The organism is Dactylosporangium sp. CA-139114, assembly GCF_050955725.1.
In the GTDB taxonomy this organism is placed as follows: domain Bacteria; phylum Actinomycetota; class Actinomycetes; order Mycobacteriales; family Micromonosporaceae; genus Dactylosporangium.
In genome coordinates this window covers 8682351-8705214 of the sequence record NZ_CP192080.1, presented here as the reverse complement: position 1 = coordinate 8705214, position 22864 = coordinate 8682351, and the positions used below count along the sequence as shown (strand labels likewise).

Below are 22864 nucleotides of genomic sequence, written 5' to 3'. Positions count from 1 at the left end.
GACCTGGGCGATGCCTGACCGACATCGATGGGGGACCTTGTGCGGGAGTGGGGGACGGCGTACAACAATATTCAACATGTTCGATCTCGTACCGCCTGGGAGCTGCGATGATCCGATCTTCCGGGGCGCTGCAACGCGCCCTGACCGCCGCCGCCACGACCCTCGGGCTGGCCCTCGCGGCATCCGTCCCCGTCCTGGTGACCGTCACATCGCCCGCCTCGGCCACCGCCACGCCGCAGCCGGGCCCCCTCACCGCCCCCGTGATGGGGTGGAACAGCTGGAACCGGTTCGGCTGCAACATCGACGAGAACCTGATCAAGGCGACCGCCGACGCCCTGGTGAGCACCGGCCTGCGCGACGCCGGGTACACCTACGTCGACATCGACGACTGCTGGATGGCGAGCACCCGCGACGCCCAGGGCCGCCTGCGGCCCGACCCGGTCCGCTTCCCGGGCGGCATCGCGGCCATCGCGACCTACGTGCACGCCCGCGGCCTCAAGCTCGGCATCTACTCCTCGGCCGGCACCGCCACCTGCCAGGGGCTGCCCGCGAGCCTCGACCACGAGACCACCGACGCCCAGACGTGGGCCTCCTGGGGCGTGGACCTGCTCAAGTACGACAACTGCAACAACCAGGGCCGTCCCGCCTACGACCGCTACAAGGCGATGGGCGACGCGCTGAAGGCCACCGGACGGGCGATCGTCTACAGCATCTGCAACTGGGGCGACGACCAGCCGTGGGTCTTCGGCCCCGACGTCGGGGGCAGCTCCTGGCGCACCACCGGCGACATCAACGCCAGCTGGGGCAGCATCACCTCGATCCTGGACCAGCAGGCCGGGCTGGAGCCGTTCGCGCGCAGGGGCTTCTACAACGACCCCGACATGCTCGAGGTCGGCAACGGCTCGCTCACGCAGGACGAGAACATCGCCCACTTCTCGCTCTGGTCGCTGCTGTCCGCCCCGCTGCTGCTCGGCAACGACCTGCGCTCGGTCAGCGCCACGACGCTCGGCATCCTGCGCAACGCCGACGTCATCGCCGTGAACCGGGACTGGGGCGGCTCCCAGGGCCGCCGCATCGCCGACTCGGGCGACCAGGAGGTCTGGGCCAAGCCGATGAGCGACGGATCGGTCGCCGTGGTCCTGTTCAACCGCGGGGCCGCCACCGCGACCGTCTCGACGAGCGCGGCCGCCCTCGGGCTCGCCGGCTCCAGCTCGTACGCCACCAAGAACCTCTGGACCGGCGCGACCGGCACCACCACGGGGGCGCTCAGCGCCTCGGTGCCCTCCCACGGCGTCGCCATGTTCCGGGTCACCCGCGCGGGCTCCCTGTCCGGGGCGCCCGCGGCCGGCACCTACCAGGTCAGCGACATGACGTGGGCCGCGTCCAGCAACGGCTGGGGCCCGGTCGAGCGCGACCGCGCCAACGGCGAGCAGGCGGCCGGCGACGGCGGGACGCTCAACATCGGCGGCACCACGTTCGCCAAGGGCCTCGGCGCGCACGCGGACTCGGCCGTCCAGGTGTACCTGGGCCGGGCCTGCCGCACCTTCACCGCGCAGGTCGGGGTCGACAACGAGACGGGCACCGCGGGCTCGGTGCGCTTCGCGGTCTACGGCGACGGCCGCCTGCTCGGCTACTCCGGCGTGAAGACCGGCGGCCAGGCGCCGACCCGCCTCACCGTGTCGACGGGCGGCTACCTGAACCTGGAGCTGCGGGTCACCGACGCCCGCACGAACGGCATCACGAGCGACCACGCGGACTGGGGGAGCCCGACCCTGGTCTGCGGCGGCGCCGGCTCGGGCTCGGCCGTCAGCGACCGCACCTGGGGCGCGACGAGCAACGGCTGGGGCCAGCCGGAGCGGGACATGTCCAACGGGGAGCAGGCGGCCGCGGACGGCAGCGTCATCACCGTCGGCGGCGTGTCCTACCCCAAGGGGGTCGGCGCCCACGCGGCGAGCGACATCACCGTCCCGTCCGCGGGCTGCACGCGGTTCACCGCCGTCGGCGGCCTGGACGCCGAGGTGGGCACGAGCTCGACGGGCGTGACGTTCTCGGTGCTGGGCGACGGCACGACGCTGTACACGAGCCCGACGGTGACGGCCGGCGCGCCCGTCGCCATCGACGTGGACGTCACCGGCCGCTCCAGCGTCCGCCTGGTCCTGGGCGGCGCGGGCAGCATCGACTACGACCACGCCGACTGGGCCGACGCGCGCCTGGTCTGCTGACACCAGGTCGTCAAGGGCCGGACCGGCTGCCGCGGCCGGTCCGGCCCACGACGGTGCGGGTCAGAACCGCTCGGTGGGTCCCTCGACGCCGCGGATTCCGTCCCAGTAGGCCGCGAGCACCGCGATCGAGCGGCTCCGTTGTCTGCGGCCGCCGACGGCGGCGCCGAGCACCGACTGGGTCAGGGTCTTGTAGTGGATCGGCTCGCTGAGCAGCATCCGCTTGAGCGGGCTCGAGTAGTGCTTGCGCACGAAGAGGATCTCGTTGCGGTAGTGGTAGTACTGGGCCCGGGGGCTGGCCGTGTCGAGGCTGCCGCCCCGCAGGTGCCACACCTCCGAGGCGCAGACAAGGCCGACCTTCCCGCCGGCGACGGCGATGCGGTGCACCAGGTCGAACTCTTCCTTGTAATGGAAGAACCGCTCGTCGAACAGCCCCACGCGCATCACCCACGGCACGCTGAGGAACAGCGCCGCGCCGGTCACCACGTCGACCTCGTGCGGGCCCTCGTCGCAGCCGGAGCAGCGGAACGGCTCGACCCGGCCGTTGGGCAGCATCGCGGCGACGAGGTAGGACTCGGTTTCCGGATCGTCCGGTTGCTGCGACGTCACCTGCCGCGCCACCGACACCGCGAACCGGTCGGTGTGCTCCAGCAGGGCGGCCAGTGCCGTCGGGCGGGGCACGGCGTCGGCGTTGAGCACCCAGACCCATTCGGCCCCGCGCGCGTGTGCCGCCCGGATGCCGGCGTTCATGCCGCCGGCGAAGCCGAGGTTGCTGTCCAGCTCGACCAGGGAGAACGGCTCCTCGACCAGGGCCAGCTTCGCGAGCGAGTCATCCTCGGAGCCGTTGTCGACCACGATGATGTCGGGAACCACGGTGCCGGCGGCGACCGCCCGCAGGCAGCGGATCGTCTCGTCCGCGCAGTTCCAGTTCAGAATGACCGCCACGACATCACTGCGCACGCCCGTCAACCCCGTTCATGGTCCGTTGCCGCATCGCCGTGCGGTATCGGTACAGCGCTGTGCACGATAGACCAACATGGCCGCGGCCGCGGACCCGGTCGTCCGGCCGCGGTGGCCGTTCGTCAGGGTTGCGCCGAGATGACCTGGACCGCCCCGTTGGGGAACTGCGCGCAGAGCTGCACCTTGCCGTTCGTCTGCCGGGCGAAGACGCGCACCGACTGGTCGCCCGGAGGTGGCGGCGTCGGCTGTGCCCGCAGCTCGAACGCCGGGTACGCGACCAGGTTCGTCGCCACGTCGGCCAGCCCTTGGACGATCTCGACCAGCGAGGTCGGGTGCGGCTTGCCGATCCAGCCCGCCCGCGTCGGGGTGGTGCTGAGCTGCTCGCTGCTGACCTCGGGCATGCAGACGTTGGCCCGCACGCTCGACCGGCCCCGGTCGAAGCCGAAGTCGACGGCCGCCGTCGCACAGTTGAGGATCTTGGTGTCGATGAGCGATCCGGCCGGTTCGCCCGGGTCCGGGCCGAGCGCGAACTGGACGCCGATCTCGGGTCTCGACCCCGAGTGGCTGCCGCCGAGGACGAGGCCGCCGAACCATCGGCAGTCGCTGCGGGAGATCCGCACGCCGATCCCGCCGTTGATGTCCGCGTAGCAGTTCACGCAGCCGATCGCGGGCGCGTCGAGCTCGAACGCCACCCGCTGCCGCATGCCCCAGCCGTGACAGTTCACCATCGACGATCCGTTGCTCCACCCCGCGAGGCGAAAGCCGCTGCCGCCGTTCTCGAACGACACGCAGTTGACGAACATCGAGTCGTGCGGGCCGTTGAAGTTGATCCCGTGACCGTCGTTGTCGTGCGAGCGCACGGCGGTCAGGCGGCTCTCCATCTGGTGCGACGGGTAGGGCAGGGCCGGCGTGGCCACCCACTCGCTGTACATGCCGTCCTGGCGGCAGTTGAGGATCGTCACCTCGGTGAGCTCGTAGCCGTAGCCGTAGATGCGCAGGCCGAAGCCGCCGGACTGGTTCTGTGCCTTGTTCCCGTCGAGCACGAGGTCGCGCACGCTGAAGTTGCTGATCCCGTCCGCGTCACCGCTTCCGGTCAGCCGCTCGAAGCCCGCGGACTCCAGGATGGCGGTGCCGGCGCCGGGGCGCAGCCGGATGACCGTCGCGTCGCCGGCTCCGCGCAGATGAACGCGCGAGTGCAGGGTCAACCGCCCGGTCAGGTAGACGCCCGGGGGCAGGTACACGACGCCGCCGGTGGGCTGGGCCGCGTCGATCGCCTTCTGGAGCTTCTCCGTGTCGTCGGTCTTGCCGTCGCCGGTCGCGCCCATCTCCCGCACGTCGAAGATGGCCCGTGCGGGCGTGCCGCCGCCGGACGTGAGGTGGTGCACCGCCGTGGCGGCGCCCGCGATGCCGACGCCCGCCCCCACCGCGAGGACGCTGCCCCGGGTCAGCAGCGCCCGCCGGGCCGGCGACTCCACGGCGCCAGGCGGGAACCCGGCCCCCGGCAGCCTCGGACGCACGTTCTCGGCCCACCATCGGCGGGGGGACCGGAGCACCGCAGTGAATGGGTTCACGCCGGAAGGTTAGTCGACGCGCCATCCGAGCTGCTGGTGCGGCCGATCGTCGTGCGGTCGTCCGGGACGGTCAACTGTGACGCTGCCAGAGGTCGCGGAACGGCTCCCACTTGCCGCCGAGCCCGTCCGCGCAGCTCGTCTCGAGCAGGAGAGCGGCCGAGGCGTCCTCGTCCCGGTCCCACCAGATCCCGCAGACCGCCTTGCCGTCGTCGCGCTTGAACGCATACTCCACGAGCGTGCCCGGCGCCTTGGTGACGCCGCCGGTCATCCGGCTCGGCTCCTTGAGCCCGGGGGCGACGGCGCCGCCTTCCTGGTTGAGCCGCTGCCGGTAGGCCCGGGCGTTGTTGCGTACCTCGGGCGTCTTGTACACGATGAACTGCGTGTAGACCGGTCCGAGCTGGCACGTGACGTTCTTGAACTCGAAGTTCGGCGGCGGTGCGCTCGCGTCGGTGTGGACGTTGCAGTTGCTGAGCTCGGGCAGCCACGGCTCCGCGAGGGCCGCCAGTTCGCCGTCCAGCTTCGTCTTGTTGATCTCGACCTGGGCCGCCTCGAACGGCGGCAGCGCGGCGCTGGCCGACGGGGACGGGTTCGGTGCCGCGGCGGCCGGCGTCTTCTTCGCCGTGCCCGCGCCGATGAAGTATCCGCCCGCGCCGGCGCCCAGCACGGCGATGAGGCCCACGATCAGGCCGATGACGAGGCCATGCCGGCTCTGCTTCGGAGGCGGCGGGAACCGCGACTGGAAGTCGCCCGCAGGCGCGTCGAGGGGGCTCGGCCCCGGAGCCTGGTCCCAGCCCTGGCCGGCCGATTTCCATCCGGCGGACGACGGGCCGGTGTCCTGGCTGAACGGTGTCCAGGCCTCCTGGGGCGGGGCCGGCGAGTACGGCGGTCCGCTCTGGGGGTAGCCGGCCGGGGCGGGTGGGCCGCTCTGGGGATAGCCGGCGGGAGCGGGTGGGCCGCTTTGCGGGTAGCCGGCCGGGGCGGGTGGGCCACTTTGCGGATAGCCGGCGGGAGCGGGCGGGCCGCTCTGCGGGTAGCCGGATGTGGCGGGTGGGCCGCTCTGCGGGTAGCCGGATGTGGCGGGTGGGCCGCTCTGCGGGTAGCCGGGGGGCGACGACCACGGCGGCTGCTCGGCACTGGCCGGCGAGCTGGACATGGGGCCTTGCGACCACTGCTCAGGCCCCGGCTGGGGAACCCACAGCCGGGCCGTCGGAGCCTCGGAGTCGGGCTCAGCGCCACCACCGGCGGGCCAAGGCGCCGGGTTACGTGCCGACTGATCCTGGGACGCCTCATCGCTCACGTGCGGGAGGGTACCAGCCAGGCGCACCACGCAGGCCCCCGCGTGATCTTCACATCGTGCCGATGCCGCGAGTTTGCGGATGCGGCGAACAATCGACCGGTCCGACATCCGAATGAAGTTCGCAATCCCGACAATGGAGCCTTGACAGTAGCCGGGCGTATGCCACTAATGTCAGGGCCCGCCGAGTCGGCCGGAAACGATCACGCGGCCGGATCCGTCGACGCACATGGGGGTAGTGGTGCTGAAGCCGCGGCGTGTCTGTCGGCGTCCCGCGAGCGAGTGTGACGGTGGGTCCGAATGACCCTCGTCACGGGTCCGGGCCACGACGACACCGGTCACGACCGCACCGAAGGCCCCGCGTCCGGTCTCCTGGCCGGCCGATCGGTGGCGCTCGTGCACGAGTGGTTCGGCTCGACGGGCGGCTCGGAGAAGGTGTTCCTCAGCATCGGCGACGCCATCGCGCATGCTGAGCGATTCGTGCTGTGGAAAGACGGCGACGCGCATGAAGAGTCCGCCATGCGTGAGTCGTGGCTGGCTCGCACGCCGTTGAAGGCGTCGAAGGCCCTCGCGCTACCGTTCATGCCGGTGGCCTGGCGCACGCTGAGCCGCAAGGACTACGACGTGGTGATCTCGTCGAGCCACGCGTTCGCGCACACCGTGAAGCTGGGTTCGTCGGAGCGGACGCGGTACCTCAGCTACGTGCACTCGCCGGCCCGCTACGTGTGGAGCCCGCACTTCGACGGCCGGGGCGCCAACCCGGCGCTCGGCCTGCCCCGCAAGGCGCTGCAGGCGGCCGACGTGCGGCTCAGTCGGCACGTGCACAGTTATGCGGCCAACTCCCGCGAGGTCCAGGCCCGGATCCGCCGCTACTGGAAGCGCGACGCGCACGTCGTGAACCCGCCGGTCGACGTCGAGTTCTACGCCGGCGCGCCCGCGGGGGACCGGGAGCAGCCGCGCGACTACCTGCTCGGCGTCGGGCGGTGGATCCCGTACAAGAACTTCGATCTCATGATCGAGATCGCGGCCGCCTCGGGGCTGCCGCTCGTGATCGCCGGCAAGGGACCCGAGGAGGCGGCCCTGCGCCGGCTCGCGGCCAAGGTGGACGTGCCGGTCCGCTTCGAGGTCCGGCCGAGCGACGAGCGGCTCCGCGAGTTGTACTGGGGGGCCCGGGCGCTGCTGTTCCCGACTCACGAGGACTTCGGCATCATCCCGGTCGAGGCGCAGGCCTGCGGTACGCCGGTCATCGGCATCGACTCCGGCGGCCTCAAGGAGACCGTGGTCCACGGCGAGACCGGCTTCCTCGTCGACTCGCTCGACCCCGGGCAGTTCGTGCCGGCGGTCCGCGGGGTCGCGAAGCTGGACCGGGCGCGCGTCCAGGCCGGCGCGGCCGCCTTCTCGCAGGACGCCTTCGTCGCCAACCTGTCGAGGTGGGTCACCGATGCGACCGGCTGACCGCGCCACCGTGGAAACCCGATGAACATGCTCGGCATCGCGATCGTCAACTACCGCAGTGCGGACGACACGGCCGCGCTCGTCCGCTCGATCGTCGCCCACCACGACGATCCGAACCTCGCCGTCGCGATCGCGATCGTCGACAACAGCGATGAGCCGGCCGAAGTCGCGCCGATCGCCGAGCACGCCCGGCGGTGCGGCATGGTGAGCACCGTGCTGCACGGCCACGGCAACGTGGGGTACGCGGCCGGCAATAACCTGGCGGCGTCGTGGCTGCTCGGCCAGGGGGCCGGGGTCGTGTGGGTGCTCAACCCGGACACCAGGATCGTCGCGGGCCGGCTCACCGCGGCGTTCGAGACGCTGCGCTGCGGCGGACCGGTGATCGCCGCCACGACCAGCGCGGCACCGGACGGCTCGGGCCACCCGGACCTCGGCGCCATCGACCTGTGGACCGGGCGCAGCGGCAGGCCGGCGGCCGGCGTGGCCGCGGCCGGACGCACGCTCACCTACGTCGCCGGGCACTCGGTGCTGGTCAACCGCGACGCCTGGCTGGCCCTCGGCGGCTTCTCCGAGGACTTCTTCCTGTTCTTCGAGGAGGCCGACCTCGCGGTTCGCTCGGCCCGGCTCGGCATCCCGACCACCGTGGTCGCCGGACTGACGGTCGAGCACGCCGGGGGCGGCTCCACCGGTGCGACCGCCGACCTGCGCGCGAAGTCGCAGATCACCTACTTCCACGCCAGCCGCAGCTGCATGATCTTTTTCCGCAAGCACCATCGCAAGCGGGTGCCGGCGGCCTTCGCTGCCCGGCTCGCGTATGCGGCGAGGGTGCTGCCGGCGGGCGGACCGGCGGCGGCGTCCGCGGTCGTGCGCGGTGCGATCGCCGGGCTCCGGGCATGAGCGGCCGGGAGCGCGGCGGAGGGGGCGCCCATCGTCAGCCTCGCCCCGGCGGGCCGCTGCCCGGGACCTCTGCCGTGCGCAAGGTGCTGGGCAGCGCCACCGTGATGTACCTCAGCGCGCTCGGCATGTCCGGCGCGGCGATCCTGCTGAGCATCGCCCTGCCACCGGACGAGCGCGGTCTCCTGGTCGCCACGACCACCAGCGCGTCGCTCGGCGTGGCGATCGGCGGGTTCTCGCTCGAGTCGTTCCTGCTGGCCCAGGGGCGCGGCTGGCTGGGTGAGCTCTCCGGCCGGCGCAGCCTGCTCATCTACCTGGCCACGGTGCCGATCTCGGCCGTCCTGGCTTGGGCCTTCGCGTTGTACTCGGCCGAGGCCTCGCCCCTCGCCGCCGCCATCGGCGCGGTGTGCATCGCGGCGAGCACCGTGCCGGCGGCGGCCGGTCTGACCCTCGGCGAGTTCCTCAGCGTGTACCGGCACCGGGCCGTGTACGCGGCCGCCGCACCCCTGCTGTACGTGGTGCTGATCGCGATGTCGGTGCGGACCGGCGAGAGCTGGCTGATGGCCTGGCTGGCCTGCCAGGTGACGATGGCCGTCGGTCTCTGGGCGGCCCACGGCGCGGTACTGCTGCGCATGGGCCGCCGCCCCTCGCTGCACCCCGAGCGGCTCGACCGGATGGCGGTCACCCACGTCGGCGCGATCGCGGTCGCGTTCAACTTCCGCTTCGACCAGCTCGCCCTCGCCCGCTACCAGGGCGCCGACCAGATCGCGGTCTACTCGCTGGCGGTCGCGGCGATCGAGTTCGCGCAGTCGGGCGCCGTCGTGGCGGCCCAGCGGACGCTCGGTGACCACGAGGAGGGCTCGGCCGACCGGATGCGCGGCGTGCTGCGCCGGTCGCTGCTGCTGGCAGTCGGGCTCGGCGCGCTGGTCCTCGTCGGGCTGGCCGGCATCGGGCTGCTCACCGACGGCTACGAGATGGCCTTCCTGGTCGGCCTGGTCCTGCTGCCGCGCAGCATCGCGGTCGCGGCGGACAAGGTGTTCAGTGCCCGCCTGGTGAACCTGCACCGCGAGCGCACCGCGACGCTGCTGGCCATCGTCACGGCCGTCGCCGCCGTCGTCGGATACTCCCTGGCCGCACCCCGCTTCGGACTGGTCGGCGTCGCGGCGGTCTCCTCGGTGCTGTTCGTCCTGCACAGCATCGCGGCCGGGGCGGCGCTGCGAGCCGGGCGGCCGGCACCCGCAAGCCGGCCGGATCCCACGGTCAGGGAGCCGGAGCCCACCCATGTCGTGTAGCGGCTCCGAGAGGCACTAGCGTGCACATTCTGCTGGTCAGCCACTCGTCGGACCTCATGGGCGCCGAGCTCTCGGTGCTGCCGGTCGTGTCGGAGGCGGTCGGGAACCGGGGTCACCGGGTGACCGTCACCGTGCCGGGCGAGGGCCCGCTGACGCCCCGGCTCGCGGCGGCCGGCGCGGATGTCGAGGTGCTGCCGACGAAACTGTGGATGGGGCGCCGGTTCAACCCCGTCGTCGGGTCGGTACGGCTGCTGCAGGCCGCGTTGTCCGCGCCCGGCTATGAGCGGTACGTCTCCCGGCTGCGGCCCGACCTCGTCGTCACGAACTCGGCCGTCATCCCGGCCGGTGCGGTAGCCGCCCGCCGCGCCGGGATACCGCACGTCTGGGTCGTGCACGAGACCCTGCTGACGAACCCGTCGCTGCGCTCGGCGCTGCCCAAGCGCACGCTGACCCGCATGATCGACGATCTGTCGGCGAGCATCGTGGCCGTGTCGGACCTCGTCGCCGAGCAGGTCCTGAGCCTGACGCCCGGCGCCGCGGCGAAGATGACCGTCATCCCGCCGGCGATCCCGGCGCGCCCCCTCGCCCCGCCGCCGCCCGCCGAGCGGGCCGGCCTGACCAGGCTTCTGCTGCTCGGGCGGCTCAGTGAGGAGAAGGGCCAGCGCGACGCGGTCGAGGCCCTGGCGATCTGCGCCCGGGCCGGGCACGAGCTGCACCTGCGGTTCGCGGGCATCAGCGACCCGGCGGCGCAGGAGACGCTGCGCGCGCTGGCCCGGACGCTCGGCGTCGGCGATCTGATCGATATCCTCGGATGGACCGACAGTGCCGACGCGCTCTATGCCTGGACCGACGCCACGCTGATGCTGTCCCGCAACGAGGCATTCGGCCGGGTCACGGTCGAGTCGCTGATGTCCGGCCGGCCGGTGGTCGGCTATCGGGCGGGCACCACGCCGCAGCTCCTCGCCGACGGCGGCGGCCTGCTGGTGGAGCCCGGGGTCGAGAGCCTGGCGCGCGCACTGTCCGACCTGGCCGCCGCGCCGCCCGCCTTCGCCCGCCTGCGCGCCGAAGCGGTCGAGCGGGCGCGGCACCTCAACGGGGCGCCGTCGTCGGAGAAGCGGCTCGTGGACCACCTCGAAACAGTGCGTGCGGAGGGTTGATGGCCAGGTTCGCGGGGGTGATCGGCTGGGCCGGTCTGGCCGCCTTCGCCATCGGCGCGCTGGGTGGCTGGAGCCCGAGCCTCCTGGTGGCCCTCTTCGTCGGGGTCGCCGGGCTCTGGGGCCTTTACACTCCCCAGCGGCTCAACTACACGCTCTTCGCGGTCATGTTCCTGGTGCCGGCGACCGTCGACTTCGGCTACCCCACGTATCCGGAAGTCATGATCCTGCTGACCGCCACGGCCATCGCGGTCTACGGCCGCATCCAGCGGTTCGACCCCGAGGAACCGATCCCGGTGGGCGGTCTCGTCGTCTTCGCGCTGCCGATGGTGTGCGTCCTCACCGCGCTGGCCAACTGGCGCAGCCTGAAGGACGTCCTGATCGGCGTCCTCTCGCTCGGGTGCTACAGCATCATCACCTGGCACGTCATCGATGAGGCGAGGCGCGACGGTGCCGCGATGCGCCGCCTCGCGCTCGGGTTCGCCTGGATCGGGGTGCCGATCGCGCTCCTGGCGATCTACCAGCGGCTGAGCGGCACCTGGCCCATCCTCGACGAGTACACGGTCAGCCCGGCGTTCACCTCCGGCGCTGGTCCGGGCCGCTCCGCCGGGACGATGGGCCACCCGATCGTCTACGGCACGTACTGCATGATGGCCATGTGCGCGGCGCTGGCCCTGCGGGGGACGCTCTGGCGGCTGCCCTTCGCGGCGGGCGCGGTGGGGCTGCTGCTGTCGGGCTCCCGCAGCGCGTGGATCGGTATCGCCTGCGCCCTGGCGTACTGGTACCTGACCCTCGAGCGGAAGTTGACCCGGCGCGGCGTGACCCTCGTGGTGGCGGCCCTGGCGGGCGGCGGAGCCCTGGTCCTGGTCGGCCCGCAACCCGTCCGCAACGCGGTGGAGCTGCTCCGCACTCGCCTGACGAACCTGTCGCAGCAGGACTCGGCGACCGCTCGGTACCGGCGGTCCGGGGAGGCGTGGCACGGCATCTGGAGCAGCGCCCACACCGTCCTGTTCGGGGAGGGCGCGGAGGCGCACACCCGGTTCTTCCGCGAGGTCGGCATCGACGACGGGCTCGCCGCGGCGTTCGACAACAGCTTCCTGACGCTCTGGTACGACTACGGCATCGTGGCGGTGCTCGTCTTCTGCGGGCTGCTGGTGTACGCGTTCGTGCGCTACCGTTCGCTGGTCTCGCGTCTGATGGTGATCGGTTTCGTGGCGCAGATCCTCTTCTTCGACTTCTACCTGTGGCCGTGTGCGGCCGCGATGATGGTGCTTGCCGTCGGCCTGGGAGAGGCCGGGCGAGACCGCGACGCGCCGCCGGTGCCGCCGGGCGAGCCGCGTCATCCGCTCCGGCTGGCGTTGCTGCGATGACCGTCCCCGGCCGCCGGGAGCACGTCGCCGGGGCGGCCCGCGCGCGACGGCACGCCGCCGTCGATGATCCATTCCAGTTGAGCTAGGCGAGGGTCGACCATGAAACCGTCACGGGGATCGGCACCGAGTGGGCTGGTGAGCCGGTTCTCGCGGCTGACCGGCTTCTCGGCGGGCATCGGAGGCGCCGGCGCGTCGGCGTTGTCCAAGCGGCAGTGGACCCGGCTCACCGGGGCGCACCAGGTCCGCGCGATCGTCGCGCACCGCTGGGCGATCGTCGTCCTCACGCTGCTCGGGGCGGCCGGGGCCGGGGTCGTTACCGTGATCCAGACACCCGTGTACGAGTCGACCGTCCAGTTCGTCCTGACGGCGAACTACCCGGCGAAGGACATCGACGAGGTCAGCCGCGGCAGCAACTACATCCTCCAGCGGATCAACACCTACAGCACCATCGCGAACAACTTCGGCGTCGCCACGACGGTCATCGACCGGCTCGGCCTGCCGTACTCCGGCGACCAGCTCATGGCCAACGTCGCCGTGACGACCCACGCCAGCTCGACGGTCATGGAGATCCACGTCCGGGACAGCTCGCCGCAGCGGGCCCGCGACATCGCCAACGCGTACGGCGAGGAGTTCCCGCACTTCGTGGACCGACTGGAAACGCCCGACCAGGTGGACACGTCGCCGATCCGGGTGTCGGTCGCCCGCGCCGCGACGACCCCGTCCACCCCGGTGAGCCCGGACCCGGCCACCAACGTCGCGCTCGGCCTGCTCGGCGGACTGAGCTGCGGACTGGTCCTCGCCGCCGTGCGGTACGCCCGGGAGCGCGCGGTGCGCGACGAGCGCCACGCCACGGAGATCACCGGGCTGCCCCTGCTGGGCGTCGCCGAGGTGGACCGGAACGCACCGCTGCTCGGCGCGGACCGGGCCGCGACGCCCGAGGCGGAGGTGTTCCGGCAGATCCGGACGAACGTCCGGCTGCGGGCCGCCGGCCAGCGGTTGACCAGCGTCACGGTGGTGGGATCGATGCCGGGCGACGACGCCGCGGTCGTCGCGTCGAATCTCGCGCTGACGTGGGCGCGCGCCGGGGAGACGGTGGTCCTGATCGACGGCGACTTCCGCGACCCGAGCCTCCCCGGCCTGTTCGGGGTGCCCAACTCGGTCGGTCTGGCCGACGTCCTGGGCGCCCAGACTCCGGCCAGCATGGCCCTGCAGCAATGGTCGCCGGAGCTCCCGCTCCTGCTGCTGACGCCCGGCACGCCGAAGCCGGGCTCGGCGGAGCGGCTCCTGCGGTCCAACGAGCTGGCGAAGCTCATGGAGTCGTTCCGCCACACGGGCGCGTTCGTCGTGCTGCTCGCCCCCCCGCTGCTGTCGAACGCCGACACCTTGTTGCTGGTCAGCGCCACGGACGCGGTTGCGGCGACGACGCGGATCGGGTTCACGCACGCCGATCGGCTGGCCGCGGCGCTGCAGGTGCTGCAGGCGATCCGGGCCAACGTCCTGGGGATCGTCGCGTCGCGGTCCTGACCTGGCAGGGGCGCCGCGAGCGACCCGGCGGGGCGGCACGGACACGGGTTGGAAGGTGGTGCCGCGTCGGCAGGGCCGGCGCGGCACCACCCGGCGTGCGCGACCGGCTCAGTTCGTGCCGAGCTGCACGATCGCCTGGGTGTCGTCGCGCCGGACGGCGTCGTAGAACGCCTTGTCCTTCTCCTCGTCGGGCAGCACGACGCTCTCCGACCCGATCATCCCGGTGCCCTTGGTCGGGTTGGTGTGGAAGGTCAGGTTCTCGCTGCGCAGGTGCCGCAGGCTCATCGCGGTGTCGATGATGTTCAGGGTGTCGTCGACGGTCACCGCGTCGGCGGTGGCGCGCAGGAAGGCGTTGAGCCGAGCCGGGTTGCTGAGTAGGTCGCCGGAGGCCGCCTTGTTCAGGATGGCCTTGATCACCTGCTGCTGATGGCGGATTCGGGCGAAGTCGCCGTCCTTGAAGGCCTTCCGCTCGCGCGCGTAGTCCAGCGCCGCGGCGCCATCCATCGTCTGCAGGCCCTTGTCGAAATGCCGGAGGCTGTTGGCATTCAACGAGGTGACCGAGGTGAAGCTTTCCTCGACCTCGATCTGGACCCCGCCGAGCGCGTCGACAATCTCCTTGAATCCGGCAAAGTCGACAATGACCACATGGTCGATGCGGACGCCGGTGAACTTCTCGACGGTCTGCACCACGAGCGGCACGCCGCCCCACGCGAACGAGGCGTTGATTTTGGCATTGGTATTGCCGTATTTGCCGTTTTTCGCCTTCGGGATGTAGGTCCAGGTGTCGCGCGGAATCGAGATCAGGTGCGCGGCCGACTGATTCTTGTCCAGGTGCATCAGGATGATCGTGTCCGTGCGCGACCCGTCGGACGAGTTCGGGTCACGCGAGTCGCTGCCGAGGATCAGATAGTTCGCCGCGTTCGCCGCGACCGCGGGCTTGTCCGGGCGCGAGTCCTCCGGCACCTCGTTGAAGGCCTCCACGCGCTTGACGTCGGAGTTGACCGAGCGGTAGTAGAGGCCGGCCGCGGTGAGCCCGCCACCGGCCAGGACGACCAGGACAATCGCGGCGATCAGCAGGAATCGGCGGCGACGGCGGGTCGCCCGACGGGTGCCCCGCTTCGGTGGGTCCGCGGGGCCCTCGTCGCCGGCGCCGGCGAGGTCCGGGTCGTCATCGTGCGTGCCTACACCCTGGCGGACGATCCGCCCGGTGGCCGGCCCGCCGGCCCCGCTCCACGAAGAGCCCGCGCGCGGATCGACGACCTCGGTGATGTCGTCGTCGAACTGGGGGCGCCGAGCGGACCGGTTGCCGGTGGGCTGCCGTGGTGTCTGGCCGGCGAGCCTTTCTCGGTTAGGCATGGCGAGGATGATACTGACTCCGGCGGCCCGGTCTGGTCCCGTCGAGAGCTGCGCACGTCACAGGTGCATAGAAACTTGTGGTTTGTCCGTGTTTCCCTTTTCCGCAATCCCGGAATTCCGTTTCTCCACGGCCGGTGCGGCCTGCTATTTCGTCCGGGATCGACACTGTAGGTCCAGGTGGTGGGCACGCAGCGTGAATTCCGGAGTGGATCATCGGCGCATGAAGGCACTAGTGGGCCGGTGGCAGGGCCACTATCATCCCCCGGTGATTCTTCGCTGCGCTTGACCGAAAATACGGGGGCCATAGCATGCAACCAAGCGAGCCCTGGGCCGGCTATCGGGTCCTGCCCGGTCCGCCGGACGGACGCTCGCCCGAGACCCGCCATCGCGACGGCGGCATCGGGGAGCCGGAGTATCTCAGCGGCCTGGCGGGCGAGGCCGAGCGGCGGGCCGATTCGCACCGCGACCGGCCGGATTCGGCCCGGGACGTGCCGCAGCCCCGCTGGCCTTCACACGACGAGCGCCGTCACGGCGAGGGCCGTCACGGCGAGGGCTACCGTCACGACGGACCGGCCCAGGCGGCCACCGGGACCGTGGCCGACGAGCGCCCGCCGCGACCCAGGGCCGAGACGACACAGGAGCGGATGGCCCGCAACGCCGCCGAGTTCGACTCGACGGCGGTCCTGCCGTACCTCCCCTCGCGCACGGCCGCGCGCACCCGCAACCTGCGGGCGTGGATGCTGACCGTGCCGTTCGACCTCCTCGCGCTGCTCGCCCCGCTGGCCTGGAACCGGCAGTACGAGAAGGGTGTCGTCGCCGCCGCGCTGCTGGCGGCCGGACTCTACGCGGTCGGCGGCCTCTACGGCAGCCGCCGCCACATCAGCTTCCTCGACGAGCTGCCCAGCCTGATCGGGCGGACGCTCGTCGCGGCCGCCGCGGTCGCCACGGTCGTCGCCGTGCGCCACGACTCGGTCATCTACGCGGGCGAGTTCCTGCGCGTGTTCGTCGTCTCCGGCCTGCTGGTGCTCGTCAGCCGGGCCGTGACGCGCAAGGCCATCCTGTGGGCTCGCCGGCGACGTTTGGTGGAGCACACCGCGATCATCGTGGGCGGCGGCCCGGTCGCGATCGAGCTGGCCCGGCTACTACGGCGCTACCCCCAGTACGGGCTCCGGTTCATCGGCTTCGTCGACGTGGCGAGCACGCCGCACGACGAAGTGCAGAGCCTGCCGCTGCTGGGCGGCCTCGGGGACATCCGCGACCAGGTCGGCGCCACCGACTGCGACGTCGTCATCTTCGCCGACATCGAGGTGCCGGAGGCGCGGCTCATCGAGGTCGTCCGGGCCCCCGAACTGGCGAACTGCGACCTGTGGATGGTGCCGCGGCTGCGCGAGTTCCAGTCGGGCGCCAGCATGCCCGACCACATCGGCGCGATCCCGGTGGTGCAGGTGCGCCGGTCGACGCTGTCGGGCCTGCGCTGGGCGTCCAAGCGCGCCTTCGACCTGCTGTTCGCCGGCGTCGCCATCGTGGTGGTGAGCCCGCTGCTGCTGGTCTGTGCGGTGGGGACGAGGTTGGAGGGCGGCCCCGGCGTCTTCTTCTACCAGGAGCGGATCGGGCGCTACGGGCGGCCGTTCCGGCTGATCAAGTTCCGGTCCATGCGCCCGGTCGACGAGCGGGAGTCGCAGACGAACTGGTCAGTCGCCGATGACCCGCGGGTCGGCCCCTTCGGCCGGTTCATGCGCCGCACCTCCATCGACGAGCTGCCGCAGCTGTGGAACATCCTGCGCGGGGACATGACCGTGGTCGGTCCGCGCCCCGAACGCCCGTTCTTCGTCGACCAGTTCTCCGTCGACTACCCCGGGTACGCGATGCGGCACCGGGTGCCGGTCGGCCTGACCGGACTGGCTCAGGTCAGCGGCCTGCGCGGTGACACGCCGATCTCCGACCGGGCCCGGTTCGACAACTACTACATCGAGAACTGGTCGCTCTGGCTCGACCTCAAGGTCCTCTTGCGTACGCTGGCCGAGGTGTTCCGCGCCGGCGGGCGCTGAGAGCGCGTCCAGCGCTCGACCGGGCGGGTCCTCGGCCCCGTGGGTCACCACGGCGGCGCTGCGGCGCTGAGGACCGTCTAGGGCTCGATCTTGTGGGTCCCCTCCGCCGGGGTGACCACGAAGGCGTCGGGGGGCGCGAAGCCGGCATCGGCGAACGCCCCCCGCACCGCCGCCTCGACCGCCTCGCAGCGCTCGGCGTCCACCAGGGCCAGCACGCACCCGCCGAACCCGCCGCCGGTCATCCGGGCGCCGTACGCGCCCGCGGCCAGGGCCGCGGAGACGACGGTGTCGACCTCGGGCACGGTGATCTCGTAGTCGTCGCGCATGGACTCGTGCGAGGCGGTCATCAGCGGCCCGATCAGCCGGGCGTCGCCCGCGCGCAGCGCCTCCACGGTGTCGAGCACCCGCTGGTCCTCGGTGACCACGTGCCGCACGCGCCGGCGCATCACCTCGTCGTCGAGCCGCGCGAGGGCCGCCTCCAGCCCGGCCGGCTCCACGTCCCGCAGCGCCGTCACGTCGAGGATCTTCGCGGCCTCCTCGCAGCTGCGCCGGCGGGCCGCGTACTCGCCCGACACGTGCGCGTGCGGGGCCCTGCTGTCCACCACGAGGATCGCCAGCCCCTGCGCCGCCAGGTCGAACGGCACCTGCTCGGTGGCCAGCGACCGGCAGTCCAGGAAGAGCGCGTGGCCCTCGCGGCACAGCGTCGAGGCCGACTGGTCCATGATGCCGGTCGGCGCCCCCACGTACTCGTTCTCGGCCCGCTGGGCCAGCCGCGGCCGCACCTCCATCGGCACGTCCAGCCCCGCCAGGTCCACCAGCACGGCCATCACCGCGCACCCCAGCGCGGCCGACGAGGACAGCCCGGCGCCGAACGGCACGTCGGACGCGATCGCCAGGGACGCGCCCGGGACGTCGTGTCCCGCCTCGCGCAGCGCCCACACGATGCCGGCGACGTAGGCGGCCCAGCCCTCGACCTTCTCGCCGGGGCCGAACGTCACCGTCTCGCCGGTCTGCTCCGACGAGACGGTCCAGGACTCGCCATCGGTGCGGCGGCCGCCGACGACGGTCAGCTGCGGCAGCGCGAAGGGCAGCACGTAGCCGTCGTTGTAGTCGGTGTGCTCGCCGATGAGGTTGACCCGGCCCGGGCTCGCCCACACGGCGTCCCAGGGCCCTTCCGGCAGCCGATCGACCGCCTTGCTCATAGGGCCACCTCTCGCAGCATCTGGGCGGCCTGCTCGGGCCGCACGTCGTTGACGAACACGCCCATCGCCGACTCGGAGCCGGCCAGGTACTTGAGCTTGCCCGGCGCCCGCCGGGTGCTGAACAGCTGCAGGTGCAGGTAGGCCAGGTCGCGCGCGACGCGCACGGGGGCCTGGTGCCACGCGGCGATGTAGGGCATCTTCAGCCCGAACATCCCGTCCAGGCGGCGCAGCACCTCGAGGTACAGGGGGCCGAACGCGTCGCGCTCCTCGCTCGTGAGCGCGGGGATGTCGGCGACCTGGCGGTTAGGGTACAGGTGGATCTCGAAGGGCCAGCGGGCCGTCGCGGGCACGAACGCCGTCCACAGCTCGTTGCCGGCCACGATCCGCGTCCCGGCCGCCCGCTCGGCGGCGAGCACGTCGGCGAAGAGGTTGCCCGACCCGCCGCTGCGCTCCCGGTGCTCGCGCGCCGAGCGCAGCATGCGGCGGGTGCGCGGGGTGACGAAGGGGTACGCGTAGATCTGCCCGTGCGGGTGGAAGAGCGTGACACCGATCTCCTCACCGCGGTTCTCGAAGCAGAAGACCTGCTCGACGTCGTCGCGGGTGGACAGGTCGGCCGTGCGGTCGGCCCACGCCTCCATCACGGTGCGCACCCGGGCGGGCGTCAGCGCGGCGAACGAGGCGTTGTGGTCGGAGGTGAAGCAGACCACCTCGCAGCGCCCGGCGGCCGGGCGGGTCGGCGCGAGCCCGGGCAGGATGTCGCCCTGGGCCGGCCCGACGCGGTGGCTGAACGACGGGAAGCGGTTCTCGAAGACCACCACGTCGTACTCCGGCGCGGGGATCTCGCTGCGCCGCTCGGGCGTCGAGGGGCACAGCGGGCACTGGTCGGTCGGCGGCAGGAACGTGCGGCCCTGGCGGTGCGCGGCGATCGCCACCCACTCGTCGAGGATCGGGTCGTGCCGCATCTCCGACGCCGGTGGGGGCGGCGGGAGATCCCGTTGGTCGACGGCGTCGCGGGACGCGTCGTCGCGCTCATCGAAGTAGATGAGCTCCCGGCCGTCGGCGAGGTGGGTGACCGTTCGCTTCACTCGTTCTCCAGGGTTAACCGTTCGGGTCCACGACGATGAGCTCACCGACGCGCTCGGCGAGCTGCACGCGCGCCTCCGCGGCCAGCCCGACGTCGGTGATGAGGATGTCCGCCTCGTCGAGCGGCGTGATGGTCGCGATGCCCACCATTTCCCACTTGGTGTGGTCGGCGAGCACCACGAGCCGGCGCGCGGCGGCGACGAGCAGACGGTTGGTGCCGGCCTCCATGAGGTTCGGGGTGGTGAACCCGGTCCGCGGGCTCATCCCGTGCACGCCGAGGAACAGCACGTCCACGTTGAGCGAGCCGATCGCGGCCTCGGCGACGGGGCCCGCGAGGGCGTCCGAGGGGGTGCGGATCCCGCCGGTGAGCACGACCGTCTGGTCCGGGCGCCCGGCGTGGTACAGGGTGTCGGCGACCGGGATCGAGTTGGTGACGATGGTCAGTCCCGGGACGTCGACGAGGTGCGCGGCGAGCGCGGCGGTGGTGGTGCCCGCCGAGAGCGCGACCGCGGTGTGCGGCTCGATCAGCTTGGCGGCCCGCTCGGCGATCGACGCCTTCTCGTTGCGCTGGCGCACCGACTTGGCGTCGAAGCCGGGCTCCTCGGTGGAGCCGGGCCCGGCGATGGTGGCGCCGCCGTGGACCTTGTCCACGAGTCCGCGGTCGGCCAGCGCCTCGAGGTCGCGCCGGATGGTCATGTCGGAGACGCCGAACTGGCGGACCAGCTGGCTCACGCGCACGCCACCGTGGCGGCGGACCAGATCGAGGATGGCCGCCTGCCGTTGCTGTGCGAGCATCACGCCGTTCCCTTCGCAGGCGCAGCGGGGGTTTGCACGGCTGCGCGAGTGACCGGACCCACAACGGGTTCCACCGCAGACGTTACGACTCCCGCACGTCGGCGCGCCCCGCTGGCCCGGTCGAAGTCCTCGGCCGCTCGCATGGCGTACAGCTTCGAACCTAGACGACCAGAAGTCAACAAACTCGAACAGGCAACTGTGGGTGGCACCCCCGGCACGGGCGCCTCTCGCCACCGGGGCGGGCCGATGGGGGCGTGGGCTGCCGGGCCCTCGGCCGGACGGGAACGGGCCTGTCCGGCGGCCACTATCCATTGACAATCCTCGCTCATTCGGGGACTGTCGCCGTAGTGGAGGTTCTCGTTTGGTTCTGTGCCTTGCTGGGGAGGTGGCGATGTACGTCTCCCGCCGCCGGGTCAGAAGTCGCGGGTGCCCACCGTCGTCAGGCGCTGGGTCGCCCGGGACAGCGCCACGTACAGCGTCCGGAATCCGGTCGCCGCCTCGTCGCGGATGTCGGCCGGCTCCACCACGAGCACCCCGTCGTACTCCATGCCCTTCGAGTCCAGCGCCCCGACCGTCTGCAGCCGCTGCCCGTCGAGCCCGTCGAGCCACGCGGCGACCTCCGCGCGGCGGGCCGTCGGGGTGATCACGCCGACCGTGCCCTCGACCTGCTCGAGCAGGGCCGCCGCGGCCGAGCGCGCCGCCGCCGCGAGGTCCTCGGCCGCCGCGACGGTCTCGACCGGCTCGACGCCGGAGGAGCGCACGGCCGTCGGCAGCTCGATGTCCGGCTGGGCCGCGCGGATGACCCGGGCCGCGACCGCGAAGATCTCGGCCGAGTTGCGGTAGTTGGTGGTCAGCGTGAACAGGGAGCGGCGGCGCGTGCCGACGGCCGCCTCCATCGCCCGGTCCGACTCCGCGGCGTCGGCCCACGCGGCCTGGGCCGGGTCGCCCACGATCGTCCAGGTGGCGTGCGGGCCGCGGCGGCCGATCATGCGCCACTGCATCGGGGAGACGTCCTGCGACTCGTCGACGATGACGTGCGCGTAGTCGCGGTAGTCGTCCGGGCGTTCGAGCGCCTGCTCGCGGGCCGCCGCCATGCGCTGCGAGATCGTGGCGACCTCGCGCACGCCCTCGGCCACGTGGAACGGGTCGCGGACGGCGCGCTTGCGCACCGGGGGATCGCCGAGGTACTCGTGCAGCTCGTCCAGCAGCGCCACGTCCTCGACCGAGAGCGACTCGGTGTCGATGGCCGCGGCGAGGGTCGCGATCTCGCGGTTGCTCAGCATCCCGTTCGCCCACCGCTGCAGCCGCTGGCGGTCGGCCAGCCAGCCGAGCACCTCGACGGGGCGCAGCACCGGCCACCAGCCGCGCATGAACTGCCCGAACTCGGGCCGCTCGGCGATCTCCGAGGCGAACTCGGCCCGCTGCTGCTGCCGGCCCGTCGGGAGCAGCTGCACGCTCTGGCGCCACAGCGCGTCCAGCACGTGCCCGGCGGCCTTGGCCCGGGCCGCGTTGCGCTTCACGCCCAGGTTGAGCACCGTGCGGCGCAGCTCGTCCAGGGCGGGCTTGTCGAGGGTGAGCAGCTCACCCCGGTACAGAATCCGGAGCTTGTCGGGTGAACCCGGCACCGGCCCCCGCGCGGCGCGCCCGAGCACCCGCTGCATGCGCAGCGAGCCCTTGACCGCGGCGACCTCGGGCGGCTCGTGCCGGGTCGCCTGCACGCCCTCGACGAGCTGGCCCAGCGAGCGCAGGGTGGCCGTGTCCTCGCCGAGCGACGGCAGCACCCGCGACACGTAGCCGACGAACACGTCGGAGGGGCCGACGACGAGCACGCCACCGCTCTCGTACCGGTTGCGGTCGGCGTAGAGCAGGTAGGCGGCCCGGTGCAGCGCGACGGCGGTCTTGCCGGTGCCCGGCCCGCCCCGCACGATCGTGATCCCGGAGGCGGGGGAGCGGATCGCGTCGTCCTGCTCGCGCTGGATGGTCGCGACGATGTCCTTCATGCCGCGGCCGGTGGCCCGCGACAGGTTCGCCAGCAGCGCGCCGTCGCCGATCACGGGCAGGTCGGCGGGGGCCGCGGCCGGATCGAGCAGGTCGTCCTCGATCGACACGACCTTCTCGTTGGCACTGCGGATGCTGCGCCGCCGCACCACGCCCATCCGGTCGGCGGGCGTGGCCCGGTAGAACGGCGCCGCCGCGGGCGCCCGCCAGTCGACGACCAGCGACTCGTACTGCTCGTCGCGCAGCCCCAGCCGCCCGATGTAGCGCACCTCGCCGTCCGGCACCGCGGGCTCGACGGCCGCGGCGTCCGCGCCGGAGACCCCGTCGGGCCCGAGGTCGAGCCGGCCGAAGACCAGCCCGTCGTGCTCGCTCTCCAGGGCGCGCCGGCGCCGGGCCGCGTGGTACACCATCGCGTCCCGCTCGACCAGGGCGCCGAAGTTGCCGACCCGGGCCAGGCTGTATCCGGCCTTCTCCACCTCGGCCGCGGACGCGCGCAGCTGGTCCAGCCGCACGTAGACCCGGTCGAGATAGGCCTGCTCGGCGGCGATCTCCGAGTCGCGAACCGCGTCGCTCAACGCTCTACTCCTGCCGCCCGGCGAAAAACAACCCCGAAAGCTTACTCGCGGGTCGGGGACGTTTCGATCACGGC

Annotated in this window: 16 protein-coding genes; 8 read left to right on the top strand and 8 right to left on the bottom strand. The window is 72.3% G+C overall.

All coding sequences use genetic code 11. The features are described from left to right. Positions 1-107 precede the first annotated feature (107 nt). Complete coding sequence (locus ACQP2P_RS38985; protein WP_433609676.1) at positions 108-2222, top strand: NPCBM/NEW2 domain-containing protein; 2115 nt, start codon at positions 108-110, stop codon at positions 2220-2222. A gap of 60 nt (positions 2223-2282) precedes the next feature. Here the strand turns inward: ACQP2P_RS38985 and ACQP2P_RS38980 are convergent, their stop codons facing one another. The 3 genes from ACQP2P_RS38980 to ACQP2P_RS38970 all read right to left on the bottom strand — a co-directional run bounded on the left by ACQP2P_RS38980 (position 2283) and on the right by ACQP2P_RS38970 (position 5903). Continuing rightward, entirely contained in the window at positions 2283-3179 is an 897-nt protein-coding gene (locus ACQP2P_RS38980) for a glycosyltransferase family 2 protein (protein ID WP_433609674.1), read from the bottom strand. Positions 3180-3301: 122 nt separating this feature from the next. Continuing rightward, positions 3302-4696, bottom strand: coding sequence for a glycoside hydrolase family 55 protein (locus tag ACQP2P_RS38975; protein ID WP_433609672.1), 1395 nt, complete (start codon positions 4694-4696; stop codon positions 3302-3304). Positions 4697-4820: 124 nt separating this feature from the next. Next, on the bottom strand, positions 4821-5903 hold the full coding sequence (locus ACQP2P_RS38970; RefSeq protein WP_433609670.1) for a hypothetical protein: 1083 nt from the start codon (positions 5901-5903) through the stop codon (positions 4821-4823). 441 nt (positions 5904-6344) lie between these two features. On the opposite strand from ACQP2P_RS38970, the gene ACQP2P_RS38965 reads away from it, so the two are divergent. The 6 genes from ACQP2P_RS38965 (at position 6345) to ACQP2P_RS38940 (ending at position 13733) form a co-directional block, all read left to right on the top strand. Then, entirely contained in the window at positions 6345-7499 is a 1155-nt protein-coding gene (locus ACQP2P_RS38965) for a glycosyltransferase (RefSeq protein WP_433609668.1), read from the top strand. A 21-nt stretch (positions 7500-7520) separates the two neighbouring features. Next, positions 7521-8396: a glycosyltransferase family 2 protein gene (locus ACQP2P_RS38960; RefSeq protein WP_433609666.1), complete on the top strand. Its 876-nt coding sequence runs from the start codon at positions 7521-7523 to the stop codon at positions 8394-8396. A 74-nt stretch (positions 8397-8470) separates the two neighbouring features. Next, positions 8471-9685, top strand: a complete 1215-nt coding sequence (locus ACQP2P_RS38955) for a hypothetical protein (protein ID WP_433609664.1) — start codon at positions 8471-8473, stop codon at positions 9683-9685. A gap of 20 nt (positions 9686-9705) precedes the next feature. Continuing rightward, a complete protein-coding gene (locus tag ACQP2P_RS38950; protein WP_433609662.1) occupies positions 9706-10842 on the top strand; it encodes a glycosyltransferase family 4 protein in 1137 nt (378 codons plus the stop codon). Then, on the top strand, positions 10842-12209 hold the full coding sequence (locus ACQP2P_RS38945) for an O-antigen ligase family protein (protein WP_433609660.1): 1368 nt from the start codon (positions 10842-10844) through the stop codon (positions 12207-12209). The genes ACQP2P_RS38950 and ACQP2P_RS38945 overlap by 1 nt, the downstream gene beginning before the upstream one ends. Before the next feature lie 135 nt (positions 12210-12344). Continuing rightward, positions 12345-13733 (top strand): Wzz/FepE/Etk N-terminal domain-containing protein, encoded by a 1389-nt coding sequence (locus ACQP2P_RS38940; protein ID WP_433609658.1) that lies wholly within the window; start codon positions 12345-12347, stop codon positions 13731-13733. Positions 13734-13841: 108 nt separating this feature from the next. Here the strand turns inward: ACQP2P_RS38940 and ACQP2P_RS38935 are convergent, their stop codons facing one another. Further along, positions 13842-14807 carry an LCP family protein gene (locus ACQP2P_RS38935; protein WP_433619440.1) on the bottom strand — a complete coding sequence of 322 codons (966 nt, stop codon included), beginning with the start codon at positions 14805-14807 and terminating at the stop codon, positions 13842-13844. Positions 14808-15397: 590 nt separating this feature from the next. Here ACQP2P_RS38935 and ACQP2P_RS38930 point away from each other — a divergent pair. Next, positions 15398-17137 (top strand): sugar transferase, encoded by a 1740-nt coding sequence (locus tag ACQP2P_RS38930; RefSeq protein ID WP_433609656.1) that lies wholly within the window; start codon positions 15398-15400, stop codon positions 17135-17137. Between the two features lie 77 nt (positions 17138-17214). On the opposite strand, the gene galK is transcribed toward ACQP2P_RS38930, so the two are convergent. The 4 genes from galK to ACQP2P_RS38910 form a co-directional block, all read right to left on the bottom strand. Next, positions 17215-18339, bottom strand: a complete 1125-nt coding sequence (gene galK / locus ACQP2P_RS38925; protein ID WP_433609654.1) for a galactokinase — start codon at positions 18337-18339, stop codon at positions 17215-17217. Beyond that, a complete protein-coding gene (galT, locus tag ACQP2P_RS38920) occupies positions 18336-19424 on the bottom strand; it encodes a galactose-1-phosphate uridylyltransferase (protein WP_433609652.1) in 1089 nt (362 codons plus the stop codon). The genes galK and galT overlap by 4 nt, the downstream gene beginning before the upstream one ends. A 13-nt stretch (positions 19425-19437) precedes the next feature. Then, a complete protein-coding gene (locus tag ACQP2P_RS38915) occupies positions 19438-20217 on the bottom strand; it encodes a DeoR/GlpR family DNA-binding transcription regulator (RefSeq protein WP_360370246.1) in 780 nt (259 codons plus the stop codon). Between the two features lie 413 nt (positions 20218-20630). Continuing rightward, entirely contained in the window at positions 20631-22790 is a 2160-nt protein-coding gene (locus ACQP2P_RS38910; protein WP_433609650.1) for a HelD family protein, read from the bottom strand. Positions 22791-22864 lie beyond the last annotated feature (74 nt).

Coding starts and splice junctions, on each gene's coding strand:
- ACQP2P_RS38985 (WP_433609676.1), top strand. CDS start 108: ATGATCCGATCTTCCGGGGCGCTGCAACGCGCCCTGACCGCCGCCGCC.
- ACQP2P_RS38970 (WP_433609670.1), bottom strand. CDS start 5,903: ATGTCCAGCTCGCCGGCCAGTGCCGAGCAGCCGCCGTGGTCGTCGCCC.
- ACQP2P_RS38965 (WP_433609668.1), top strand. CDS start 6,345: ATGACCCTCGTCACGGGTCCGGGCCACGACGACACCGGTCACGACCGC.
- ACQP2P_RS38960 (WP_433609666.1), top strand. CDS start 7,521: ATGAACATGCTCGGCATCGCGATCGTCAACTACCGCAGTGCGGACGAC.
- ACQP2P_RS38945 (WP_433609660.1), top strand. CDS start 10,842: ATGGCCAGGTTCGCGGGGGTGATCGGCTGGGCCGGTCTGGCCGCCTTC.
- ACQP2P_RS38930 (WP_433609656.1), top strand. CDS start 15,398: ATGCAACCAAGCGAGCCCTGGGCCGGCTATCGGGTCCTGCCCGGTCCG.
- galK (WP_433609654.1), bottom strand. CDS start 18,339: ATGAGCAAGGCGGTCGATCGGCTGCCGGAAGGGCCCTGGGACGCCGTG.
- ACQP2P_RS38915 (WP_360370246.1), bottom strand. CDS start 20,217: ATGCTCGCACAGCAACGGCAGGCGGCCATCCTCGATCTGGTCCGCCGC.